Origin of the sequence: Bradyrhizobium sp. IC4060, from assembly GCF_020193715.1 — a bacterium.
Taxonomy (GTDB): domain Bacteria; phylum Pseudomonadota; class Alphaproteobacteria; order Rhizobiales; family Xanthobacteraceae; genus Bradyrhizobium; species Bradyrhizobium yuanmingense.
In genome coordinates this window covers 113,147-124,953 of the sequence record NZ_JADYVJ010000005.1, presented here as the reverse complement: position 1 = coordinate 124,953, position 11,807 = coordinate 113,147, and the positions used below count along the sequence as shown (strand labels likewise).

Annotated in this window: 9 protein-coding genes; 7 read left to right on the top strand and 2 right to left on the bottom strand. The window is 65.7% G+C overall.

What is annotated here, in order from left to right; translation table 11 throughout:
* Positions 1–126 precede the first annotated feature (126 nt).
* On the bottom strand, positions 127–2,604 hold the full coding sequence (locus I6F16_RS18785; protein WP_225114300.1) for a PAS domain S-box protein: 2,478 nt from the start codon (positions 2,602–2,604) through the stop codon (positions 127–129).
* 217 nt (positions 2,605–2,821) lie between these two features.
* Between I6F16_RS18785 and I6F16_RS18780 the strand changes: the two genes are divergently transcribed.
* The 4 genes from I6F16_RS18780 (at position 2,822) to I6F16_RS18765 (ending at position 7,413) form a co-directional block, all read left to right on the top strand.
* Positions 2,822–3,892, top strand: a complete 1,071-nt coding sequence (locus tag I6F16_RS18780; protein WP_225114299.1) for a putative zinc-binding peptidase — start codon at positions 2,822–2,824, stop codon at positions 3,890–3,892.
* A gap of 179 nt (positions 3,893–4,071) precedes the next feature.
* A complete protein-coding gene (locus tag I6F16_RS18775) occupies positions 4,072–6,087 on the top strand; it encodes an acetyl/propionyl/methylcrotonyl-CoA carboxylase subunit alpha (RefSeq protein ID WP_225114298.1) in 2,016 nt (671 codons plus the stop codon).
* Between the two features lie 163 nt (positions 6,088–6,250).
* Positions 6,251–7,117: an isocitrate lyase/PEP mutase family protein gene (locus I6F16_RS18770; RefSeq protein ID WP_225173928.1), complete on the top strand. Its 867-nt coding sequence runs from the start codon at positions 6,251–6,253 to the stop codon at positions 7,115–7,117.
* Positions 7,114–7,413 carry an acylphosphatase gene (locus tag I6F16_RS18765; RefSeq protein WP_157280453.1) on the top strand — a complete coding sequence of 100 codons (300 nt, stop codon included), beginning with the start codon at positions 7,114–7,116 and terminating at the stop codon, positions 7,411–7,413. The genes I6F16_RS18770 and I6F16_RS18765 overlap by 4 nt, the downstream gene beginning before the upstream one ends.
* Before the next feature lie 44 nt (positions 7,414–7,457).
* On the opposite strand, the gene I6F16_RS18760 is transcribed toward I6F16_RS18765, so the two are convergent.
* Positions 7,458–8,975 carry a PAS domain-containing sensor histidine kinase gene (locus I6F16_RS18760; protein WP_225114296.1) on the bottom strand — a complete coding sequence of 506 codons (1,518 nt, stop codon included), beginning with the start codon at positions 8,973–8,975 and terminating at the stop codon, positions 7,458–7,460.
* Between the two features lie 140 nt (positions 8,976–9,115).
* Here I6F16_RS18760 and I6F16_RS18755 point away from each other — a divergent pair, with 140 nt between their 5' ends.
* Genes I6F16_RS18755 through I6F16_RS18745 form a run of 3 tightly spaced genes read left to right on the top strand, consistent with a single transcriptional unit; the run spans position 9,116 to position 11,788 of the window.
* On the top strand, positions 9,116–9,673 hold the full coding sequence (locus tag I6F16_RS18755) for a MarR family transcriptional regulator (protein ID WP_036029135.1): 558 nt from the start codon (positions 9,116–9,118) through the stop codon (positions 9,671–9,673).
* A gap of 16 nt (positions 9,674–9,689) precedes the next feature.
* Positions 9,690–10,355, top strand: a complete 666-nt coding sequence (locus I6F16_RS18750; protein ID WP_036013550.1) for a DUF4166 domain-containing protein — start codon at positions 9,690–9,692, stop codon at positions 10,353–10,355.
* Positions 10,352–11,788: a TIGR01777 family oxidoreductase gene (locus tag I6F16_RS18745; protein ID WP_225114295.1), complete on the top strand. Its 1,437-nt coding sequence runs from the start codon at positions 10,352–10,354 to the stop codon at positions 11,786–11,788. The genes I6F16_RS18750 and I6F16_RS18745 overlap by 4 nt, the downstream gene beginning before the upstream one ends.
* Positions 11,789–11,807: the final 19 nt, after the last annotated feature.

Genomic DNA, 11,807 nt, shown 5'->3' with positions numbered 1-11,807 from the left:
GTTCAGTCCTTGAGGTTCGGTCAGTCATTCGGCATCGATAACCGATGCGGGAAGGGCTGTCTTCCCCTAGAGTCTTGCCGCGGCAACCGGACCGGAATTCGTGGCTGCTTCTCGCGAATGTGACACTCACCTTGCGACTGACAGCTTCTCCATGATCGCCTTGCGCAGGATGCGCGAGAGCGATTCCACCGAATACGGCTTCTGGATCAGCTCGAATCCGCGGTGGGCGTTCTCGGCCAGCACGTTGCTGTAGCCGGAAGTGAGCACCACGGGCAGGCCGGGATAGCGCTCGCGGATGATGCCGGCGAGCTCGACCCCGTTCATGCCGGGCATGATGACGTCGGAGAACACGAGGTCGACGGCAAATTCGTTCTCGCCCAGGATCGCCAGCGCCGCGTTGGCATTGGCGACGCGGCGCACGACATAGCCGAGATCCTCCAGGAGCTCGGTGGAGAAGCGGCCGACCTCGTCGTCGTCCTCGACCACGAGCACGCGATAGCCACGCCCGGTCGTGGCCCCCTCGTGGCTCAGCGCCGCGGCTTCCTTCTCCGTGGTGGGGCTTTGCGCCTGCGGCAGGTAGATGGTGAAGGTGGCGCCTTCACCTTGCACGCTGGTCACCGCAATGTCGCCCTCGGACTGCTTGGCGAAGCCGAAGGCCTGGCTGAGGCCGAGGCCGGTGCCCTTGCCGACCTCCTTGGTGGTGAAGAACGGCTCGAAGATCTGTTCGAGATGTTCCGGCGCGATGCCGCTGCCGGTGTCGGTAACGGAGATCGCGACATAGTCGCCGCGGCGCGCCGATTGTGCGCGCAGGCTCGGTATTCCCGAGACCTTGCGCACGGCGATGGTGAGGCGGCCTTCGCCGTCCATGGCATCGCGGGCGTTGATGGCGAGATTGATCAGCGCGGTCTCGAACTGGGCGATGTCGGCCACCGTGAAGCAACCGGTGTCCCGAACCTCCACGGCGATCTCGATGCGGGCGCCGACCAGCGGCCGCACCAGCTGCGCCACGCCCTCGACCTGGCTGCCGACGTTGAAGATCTGCGGCTTCAGCGGTTGCCGGCGCGCGAAGGCCAGAAGCTGCGCGGTCAGCTTGGAGGCGCGCTCGACCGTGTCTGAGATGGCATCGACGTAGCGTCGGCGGCGCTCCTCCGGCAGCTCGCGGCGGCGCAGGAAATCGGTCGCAGAGCGGATGATGGTGAGAAGATTGTTGAAGTCGTGAGCGACGCCACCGGTGAGCTGGCCGATCGCCTCCATCTTCTGCGACTGCCGCAGCGCTTCCTCGCCGCGGCGCCGCTCGGTGATGTCCACCGCCTCGGGCACGGCGCCGGTGATGTTGCCCTGGCGGTCGAGCACGGGACGCATGCCGAAGTCGAAATCGCGCTCGCCGATCGGAAGGCGCAGGCGCATCTCCAGCCGCACGGGTTCGCCCTTGAGCACGGTGTCGAAGGCCTCGCGCACGGCGGCACTCATGCCCTCCGTGCCGGTGAACCAGGGTGTGTCCCAGAACGGCTTTCCGACCACGTCCGCGGAATTCGCCTTGATGCCGGCGAGCGCGGTCTTGTTGGCGTAGACCAGCTGGCCCTCGAGATTGACCAGGCCCTGATACTGATTGCTCGTCTCCAGGATCGCGCGCAGCCGCGCCTCGTTGGCTTCGAGCTCGGCGGTGCGCTCGGCGATGCGCTCTTCCAGCGTCTCGTTCAGCCGCCGGAGATCGATCTCGGCCTGCTTGGCGACGGTGACGTCGTGGGCGACGCCGATGAAGCCGATATGCTTGCCGGTCGCATCCCAGCGCGGCTGCGATTCCGAGCGGAGCCAGCGCCATTCGCCGCTGGCGTTCTTGTAGCGCGCTTCCAGCACGAAGGGTTTGAGGGACGCTTCACCCTGGACGGATTGCTGCAGCACGTGCGGCAGGTCGTCGGGATGCAGCACCTTGCGCCAGTCGAAGTCGATGGCCTGGTCGTAGGGCAGGCCGACGAAATCGACATAGGCCTGGTTGGCGAAGGACCGCTTGCGGTCGAGCTTGGTGACCCAGATCGGCACCGGCGCGCTGTCGGCGATCAGCCGGAAGCGCTCCTCGCTTTCGCGCAGCGTCTCGCGCGCCAGCGCCTGATCGGTCATGTCGATATGAGCGCCGACGAGCCGGATGGCGCGGCCGTCCTTGTCGCGCTCGATCTTTGCGACGACCCGGATCCAGCGGGTCTCGCTGTCGCTGGGGCGGATGATGCGGTATTCGGCGCTATAGTCCTCGCTCGCTCCGGCGAGCGCTTCGAAGAAATGCTTGACAGTGGCGTCGCGGTCGTCGGGATGGATACGGTTGACCCAATCCTCGTGCGACTCCTCGGCGGCTTCCGGCGGAAGGCCGTGGATCATCAGATATTCGGGCGAACGCCGGTTCTTGAAGCCTTCGCGGAAATCGACCTCGACGCCGCCGACCTTGCCGATGCGCTGGATGCGCGCCAGCTCGGCCTCGCGCTCCTGCAGCGCGCGATAGGCATTGTCGCGCTCGCGCGCGACGTCTTCGAGGTGCTGGCGCAGCCTTTCGGCGGCGATGGTCTCGGGCAAGGGTTCGTTCAAGGCATCGGCCGTTGTCATGCAGGTGCGCACGTGCCGGACCGATATTCACACAGACGGAGCGTGATGGCCATTGTTTAGAGGGCAGGTGGTGCCGGGAAATGGGGGCGCGCGCCTGAACGCAGAGAAGTACGCGGTGGTAACGTCCGGTCTGGCAATTTGTTCCGAATACTGGAACGATCGGCGGATTGAGGCGTCGTCGCGAGGTGCCAGCGCGCTTATAGGCTTTCCTTTCCCACGAGGCTAAATCTTGAAGCTCTTTATCTGCCAGGCCTGCGGCAACGTCCTCTATTTCGAGAACCGCGCCTGCGAACGCTGCGGCCATCGGATCGCCTTCCTGCCAGAGAAGGAGACGATGTCGGCGATCGAGGCCGACGGAGACGCCTGGAGCATCCTCGCCGACAAGAGTGAGAGCCGGATGCTGTGCCGGAATGCCGAGTACGACGCCTGCAACTGGCTGACCGACGCAGGCGATAGCACCGGCTATTGCCGCGCCTGCCGCCACAACGGGACCGTGCCGAACCTTTCGGATCCGGCGCAGCTCGCCGGCTGGCGCGAGCTGGAGGTGGCCAAGCACCGGCTGTTCTATTCCCTGATCCGCTGGAAGCTGCCGCTCCAGACCCGCCAGGACAATCCCGAGCATGGCCTGATCTTCAACTTCCTCGCCGACGATCCGCACAGCGGCGAGAAGGTCATGACCGGCCATGACAACGGCCTGATCACGATCGCGCTGACCGAGGCCGACGACATCGAGCGCGAGCGGCGCCGGCTCGAGATGGGCGAGCCGTACCGGACGCTGCTTGGGCACTTTCGCCACGAGGTCGGACATTACTTCTGGGATGTGCTGGTGCGCGATGGCGGCAAGCTCGACCAGTGCCGCGCCGTCTTCGGCGACGATAGCGCCGATTACGGCCAGGCCCTGCAGCGCCATTATGCCGAGGGCGCGCCGCCGGACTGGCAGCAGAACTACGTCTCGGCCTATGCCACGACCCACCCTTGGGAGGATTTCGCCGAAACCTGGGCGCACTACCTCCACATCGTCGATGCCCTCGAAATGGCCGCCGAGTTCGGCATGGAGGTGCGTCCCAAGGTCGACCGCGACGGGGAGCTGACGGCGCGCATCCGCTTCAACCCGTACGAGGCTAGGGATGTCGAGGTGCTGGTCAACGCATGGCTGCCCTTCACCTTCGCCATGAACAGCGTCAACCGCGCCATGGGCCTGCGCGACCTCTATCCCTTCATCCTGTCGCCCGCGGTGGTCGGCAAGCTGGGCTTCATTCATGACCTGGTCCGGGACGCGGCCAAGGCCGGAAAGTCCTAGGGATGCCGCACGGCAGGCGCGCCGGGCCCATTTCGGTCTTGCGCTGGTACGCCAAAGGCGGCCCGATTTAGACCGTTGCCTCCGGCCCATTTTGATGTACCACGGGAGCCACACGGCCCCTCCCAAAGGCCCCAACGGCCAGGGAAGGGTCCCGCCCAAGGTCGAGACTCAAGAAAAGCATGTTCAAACGCATTCTGATCGCCAATCGCGGCGAAATCGCCTGCCGGGTCATCAAGACTGCCCGCAAGATGGGAATTCAGACGGTCGCGGTCTATTCCGAGGCCGACCGCGATGCCCTCCACGTCGAGATGGCCGATGAGGCGGTGCTGATCGGCCCGCCGGCCGCGGCCGAGAGCTACCTGGTGATCGAGAAGATCGTGGAGGCCTGCCGGAAGACGGGTGCCGAGGCTGTGCATCCCGGCTACGGCTTCCTGTCCGAGCGCGAGGCGTTTCCGCGCGCGCTGGAAGCCGCAGGAATCGTTTTCATCGGCCCGAATCCCGGCGCGATCGCCGCAATGGGCGACAAGATCGAGTCCAAGAAGGCCGCCGCAAAAGCAAAAGTCTCGACCGTGCCGGGCTATCTCGGCGTCATCGAGGACGACAAGCACGCGGTGCGGATCGCCGACGAGATCGGCTACCCCGTCATGATCAAGGCCTCCGCCGGCGGCGGCGGCAAGGGCATGCGCATCGCCCATTCCAAAGCCGAGGTTGCCGAGGGCTTCAACCTCGCCAAGGCGGAGGCAAAGGCCTCGTTCGGCGACGACCGCGTCTTCGTCGAAAAGTTCATCGTCGATCCCCGCCACATCGAGATCCAGGTGCTGGGCGACAAGCACGGCAACGTGATCTATCTCGGCGAGCGCGAATGCTCGATCCAGCGCCGCAACCAGAAGGTCATCGAGGAAGCGCCGTCGCCGCTGCTGGACGAGGCGACCCGCCGCAAGATGGGCGAGCAGGCGGTCGCGCTGGCCAAGGCCGTGAACTACGATTCCGCCGGCACGGTCGAGTTCGTCGCAGGCCAGGACAAGAGCTTCTACTTCCTGGAGATGAATACGCGCCTCCAGGTCGAGCATCCCGTCACCGAGCTCGTCACCGGCATCGATCTCGTCGAGCAGATGATCCGCGTCGCGAGCGGCGAGAAGCTCGCCATCGCGCAGAAGGACGTCACGCTGACCGGCTGGGCGGTGGAATCGCGCCTCTACGCCGAAGATCCGTTCCGCAACTTCCTGCCCTCGATCGGGCGCCTGGTGAAATATCGTCCGCCGGCGGAGGCCAGCAAGGACGGCGTCACCATCCGCAACGATACCGGCGTGCAGGAGGGCGGCGAGATCTCGATCCATTACGATCCGATGATCGCCAAGCTCGTCACCCATGCGCCCTCGCGCGCGGCGGCGATCGAGGCGCAGGCGACTGCACTGGACTCGTTCTATGTCGATGGCATCCGCCACAACATCCCGTTCCTGTCGGCCTTGATGCATCATCCGCGTTGGCGCGAGGGACGGCTCTCGACCGGCTTCATCGCCGAGGAATTCCCCAAGGGTTTTGCGGTGCGCGTGCCCGAAGGCGAGGTCGCGCGTCGCATCGCCGCGGTCGGCGCCGCGATCGATCACGTGCTGGGGGCGCGCAAGCGGCAGATCTCCGGCCAGATGGGCGGCCGCGTCGTGCAGCGCGAGCGGCGTCGCGCGGTTTGGCTCGACCGCCAGGAGATACTGCTCGAGGTCGCGCGCGAAGGCGAAGCGATCGCGATTCGCTTCATCGACGCCGACGGCAAGGCCGGCAACACGCATCTGTTGCAGTCGCCGTGGAAGCCGGGCGATCCGGTCTGGCAGGGCACCATCGACGGTCAGTTCGTCGCCGTGCAGACCCGCCCGATCGCCAACGGCATCCGCCTCGCGCATCAGGGCGTCGAGGTGCCGGTCTATGTCTGGACCGAGGCCGAGGCGGCCTCCGCGCGGCTGATGCCGGTGACCACGGCCTCCGACAGCGGCAAGAAGCTGCTCTGCCCGATGCCGGGCCTCGTCGTCTCGATCGCGGTTAGCGAGGGGCAGGAGGTCAAGGCCGGCGAGACCCTGGCGGTGGTCGAAGCCATGAAGATGCAGAACGTGCTGCGCGCCGAACAGGACGGAACCGTGAAGAAGATCCACGCCAGCGCCGGCGCGACACTCGCGGTGGACGCGCTGATCCTGGAGTTTGCGTAAGATAAAAGATGTGAGTGGGGGTCTTGCCGGGCCCCAAGCTCACCGTCATTGCGAGCGCAGCGAAGCAATCCAGACTGCCTCTGCGGAAAGACACTGGATTGCTTCGCTGCGCTCGCAATGACGGAGTATGTTGCGGCTGCGTCGCAATATTGGGAGGGCAACCATGGCCTTTCGTTCCCGCCGCGAGAAACTGCGATCGATCCTGTCGGGCGGGACGTGCGTCCATCCCGGCTCGGTCTATGACGCGATCTCGATCCGCATTGCCGAGGATCTCGGCTTTCCGCTTGGCATGTTCGGCGGATCGGTGGCTTCGCTCGCCGTACTCGGCGATCCCGATGTCACGCTGATCACGCTCACCGAGCTTGCCGAGCAGATGCGGCGGATGTCGCGGGCCTCGGCGCTGCCTGTGCTCGTCGACGCCGATCACGGCTATGGCAATGCGCTGAACGTGCGCCGCACGGTGCAGGAGCTGGAGACGTCGGGCGCGGCCGGCCTCACCATCGAGGACACGCTGTTGCCGGCCGCATTCGGTGCGACGAAGGCACAGCTGACCTCGCTGGAGGAGGGCGTCGGCAAGATGGAGGCGGCGCTTGGCGGCCGCAGCGATCCCTCGCTGGTCATCATGGGCCGCACAGGCGCAGCCGCGATCACCTCGATCGAGGATGCGGTGCGCCGCGCCCAGGCTTATGAGGCCGCCGGCGTCGATGCGCTGTTTTTCACCGGCATCAAGTCGCGCGCCGAGCTCGAGGCCATCGTCTCCGCCACGCGGCTGCCGATCGTGCTCGGCGGCGCGTCTGAGGAATTGGGCGGGCTCGATTATCTTGCGAGTCAACGCGTGCGCATCGCGCTGCAGGGCCATGCACCGATCGCCGCCGCGACGCAAGCCGTCTACGAGACGCAGAAGGCGTTGCGCGAGGGCATGGCGCCAAAAAGCCTCAAGGGCCTGGCATCGTCGGAGCTGATGGCCCGCATTACGCGCGAGGCCGCGGTCAAGGCGCGCAGCGCTGATTTCCTCGGATCGAAGACATGAGCCGGGCGATTCTCCAAGTCATGGTCCGCGGCCGCGTGCAGGGCGTCGGTTATCGAGCCTGGGTGGAGTCTCAGGCCACCGCGTATGGCCTCGAAGGCTGGGTCCGCAACCGCCGTGACGGCAGCGTGGAAGCGCTGTTCGCCGGCGCGCCGACGCACGTTGCCGACATGGTCGCGCTGTGCCGCCACGGGCCGCCATCCTCGCGCGTCGACAGTGTCACCAGCGAGACGGCAAGCGTGGATGAGCTGAATTTGCGCAGGGCAGGGGAAGCATTTTCGGTGCTGCCGACGGTGTAGATATATCGCGCTCTCCCCGCAAGCGGGGAGAGATGAAGAAGCCGTCACTTCGGCAATTTCGCGATCGCCTCGCTCAGCTCGTGGATCTCGTAGGGCTTGCGCAGGATCGGGAAATCGCCGCGCACGCCGGCGGCGACCTCGCTGTAGCCGGTGGCGAGCAGGATCGGCAGGCCGGGACGGATCTGGCGGAGGCGATGGGCGAGGCTGAGGCCGTCCATCTTGCCGGGCATGACGATGTCCGAGAACACGAAGTCGACGCCGTCGCTCTCGATCTCGCGCAATGCCGCTTCGGCATCGGCGACACGGCGCACCTGATAGCCGAGCTGCTCCAGAAGACCGATGCTGACCAGCGCGACGTCGGGATTGTCCTCGACCAGCAGCACCGTGCCGCTGCCGCGGAACGTCGCTCCCGGCGTCTCCCGCGACGGCACATCTGTGCCGCGCGGCAGGACGATGGTGAATGTCGTGCCCTTGCCGAGCTCGCTCGCGACCTTCACCGTGCCGCCGGCCTGGTGGGCGAAGCCGTGCACCTGCGAAAGGCCGAGGCCGGTGCCTTTTCCGATCGGCTTGGTCGTGAAGAACGGCTCGAAGATCTTGTCGAGGACGTCGGAAGGAATTCCGAGCCCGGTATCGCGGACGTCGATTGCGACGAAATCGCCGACGAGGGGCGTCTCGTTCAGCACGACGTTGCGTGCGCCGATCGTCACCGTGCCGCCGTCCGGCATCGCGTCGCGGGCATTGATGACGAGGTTGAGCAGCGCGGTCTCGAGCTCGGAGACGTCGGCCCTGATCGGCCAGGTGTCGGAGTGGATGTCGAAAGCGAGGCGCACGGAGCTGCCGACGCCCGCGTCGAGCACCTCGCGGATCGCCGCGACACGGTCGGCAAAATCGATCGCCTGCGGGTTGACGCTTTGCCGACGCGCGAAGGTGAGAAGCTGGTTGGTCAGCGCTGCGCCGCGCTTGGTCGCGGTGTCGATCGCCGAGATGGCGCGCTCGAGCTTGGGGTCGTCGGCGGCGCCTTTCTTCAGGATGTGAAGGCTGCCGCTGATGATCATCAGAAGATTGTTGAAGTCGTGGGCGACACCGCCGGTGAGCTGCCCCAGCGCATCGAATTTCTGCGACTCGGCCAACTGCTTCTGCATCGCCTCGAGCTTGAGCTGCGCATTGCGGCGCTCTGTGATGTCGCGTGTGATCTTGGCGAAGCCGATCAGCCTGCCGTCCTCGTAGATCGGGTCGATCACAACGCTCGCCCAGAAGAACGTGCCGTCCTTGCGGACACGCCAGCCTTCCTCCTCGTACCGGCCTTTTTCCCGCGCGATGCCGAGCGCCCGGGCTGGCTTGCCATTGGCGCGGTCGGTCTCGGTGTAGAAACGGGAAAAATGCTGGCCGAGGATCTCCTCTGGGGGGTAGCCCTTGATCCGTTCGCCGCCGATGTTCCAGCTGGTGATGATCCCGTTGGGGTCGAGCATGTACAGCGCGTAGTCGGCAACCCCCTCAACCAACAGCCGGAAACTGCGCTCGCTCTCGAACAGGTCTCTCTGTTGACTGAACTTTTCGACCATTCCCGGACCCCGCCTCGACGGGAACAAACGCGGCATCCGCGAGATGGTTCCCGCCCTGTGGGACATTTCTAGGCAAGCTTTACCGACCCGTATGCAAGGCGCGTCTTGACAAGAAAGCAAGTTCGTCAGATATTTCTGTCATGACAGAAATAACCGGAAAAAAGAAACTGCCCGCCGCTGTCGAGCGCTTCATCCTGCACTGGGGCGACATGGGCGACGAGTGGGGCGTGAACCGCTCGGTAAGCCAGATTCATGGGCTGCTTTATCTCGCCGAGGCGCCGATGACGGCCGAGGACATCGCCGACACGCTTGGCATGGCACGGTCCAACGTCTCCAATTCGCTGAAGGAGCTGCTCGCCTGGAACCTGATCCGGCGGGTCCCGATCCTGGGCGACCGCCGCGACCATTACGAGGCCGAGACCGACATCTGGGAGATCGCCGCGAGAATCGCGGCGCGGCGCAAGGAGCGGGAGATCGACCCGGCGATCGCGGCCCTTCGCGCTTGCGTGTCCGATGCCACGGACGATCCCGGCATCAGTCCCGTCGCAGCCAAGCGCCTGAAGGAGATGCTGGCGTTCACCGAGCTTGCCGACCACTGGTTCATGCAGATGCTGAAAGTGCCGCGGCCGCGGCTGGTCGCCTTGATGCGGCTTGGCGAGAAGATCGCCAACCTGCTGCCGATTGGCAAGGTCAAATAGCATCGAGGAGGTTGCGATGACGTCGGCAAGACTATCGGGCTCCAACGCATCGACCTCCGCTCACGTAAGACTGCTCGACGACCGGCGTTTCCGCGCGCTGCTGTCGGACGAGGATTGGGGCCGCCTGCCGCTCGCGACATGGCGGCGCTTCTCGAAACGCGTCGCCGACGGCGACAGTATCGTCTATGTCGGCGTAGTCGACGAGATCGCCTTCAGCGATTTCGGCTGGTGGTTTGCGCAGGCCGCACGCCTGATCGGCGGACCATTGCCGACCGGCCGCGACATCGGCGTGCCCATGATCGTCACGGTCACCGAGGACGGCGCGACCGGCGGCCAGACCTGGACGCGCATCTGCGCGCGCAAGCGCGGTTTTCCGCAGGTGATCCATTCCGCCAAGCGTTTTGCCGGTCCGACCGGGCTCGAGGAATATGTCGGCTTCGGCGTGTCGATGGCGCTGCGCATCGCGGTCGAGGATCAGGTGCTGACCTTTCGCAGCGCCGGCTACGGCCTCCAGCTTGGACGGCTGTGGCTTCCGCTGCCGGGCTGGCTGACGCCGGGCGAGCTCACCGTGACGCACCGAGATCTCGGCGAGGGCGCTTTCCGCTTCACCCTCGATGTCACTCACCCGCGTCGCGGCGCGCTGATCCATCAGTCCGTCCTGTTCAGGGAGGCCGTATCATGACGCCGCTGTTGTGGACGCTCATCGCCATCCAGATCGCGATGGGTGTGTTCGATACCTTCTATCACCACGAATTCACCGAGCGCCTGGCCTGGCGGCCGTCGCAGCGCTTCGAGCTGAAGCTGCACGGCATCCGCAACATGCTCTATGCGCTGCTGTTCCTGGTGCTCGGCTGGCTCGAGGTTCACGGCGTGCTGGCGCTGTTGATCGTCGTGGTGCTGGTCGCCGAGATCGTCATCACCTTGATGGATTTTGTCGAGGAGGATCTGAGCCGCAAGCTGCCGCCGAGCGAGCGCATCAATCACACGCTGCTTGCGATCAATTACGGCGCCATTCTGGTGCTGTTGATACCCGTGCTAATCGCCTGGGCGATGCAGCCCGTCAGCGTGATCGTCGTCTATCAGGGCCTGCTCAGCATCGCCGCGACCGCCTGCGCATTTGGCGCGGCACTGTGCGGCCTCAGGGATTTCGCGGCGGTGCGGCGGCTCGGTCGCATGAAGAGCGTGCCCGCAGCCGGGCTTGTCGAGAAGCTACCCGGCCGCAAGACCGTGCTAGTCACTGGCGCCACCGGCTTCATCGGCAGCCGGCTTGCGGCAGGCCTTAGCGGGGCAGGGCATCACGTCATCGCGCTGATCCGCAATCCCGCGAAAGCCGAGATGCTGCCGCCGCCGGTGACGCTGATCACCAGCCTCGACCAGCTCGCCGCGGACACGCCAATCGACGCCATCGTCAATCTCGCGGGTGAGCCGATCGGCAACGGCCTCTGGACCGAAGCGAAGCGTGCGAAGATCATCGGCTCACGCATCGACACGACCACCGAGGCCGTCAAGCTGATCGCGCGGCTCGCGCGCAAGCCAGAGGTGCTGATCAGCGGCTCGGCGATCGGCTGGTACGGCCTTTGGGCCGACCAGGTGCTGACGGAATCGGCAAAGTCGCATGCCTGCTTCAGCCACGAGCTGTGCGCGGCCTGGGAGACAGCGGCGCGGCCGGCGGAGGAGCTCGGCGTGCGCGTGGTGTATTTGCGCATCGGCCTCGTGCTCGGTACGGAAGGCGGCTTCGTCACGCGCATGCTGACGCCATTCGAGTTCGGCCTCGGCGGCCCGCTCGGCACCGGGCGGCAGTGGATGTCCTGGATCGAGCGCGACGATTTGATCCGCCTGATCGCCTATGTGATGGCGACGCCGGATCTGTCGGGTCCCGTCAACGCCACGGCGCCGATCCCCGTCACCAACGCGAAATTCACCGAAGAGCTCGGCCGCCGCCTGCACCGGCCCGTCGTGTTCCGCATTCCCGGCCGCCTGCTGCGCCGGATCGGCGGCGGCTTTGCCGACGAGCTTCTGCTCGGCGGCCAGCGCGTGCTGCCGAACAAGGCGCTGAGCCGCGGCTTCGTGTTCCGCCACGAGACGCTGCGCAGCGCGTTCGAGGCGATCCTGTGAGGTGATGATATGTCTTGCG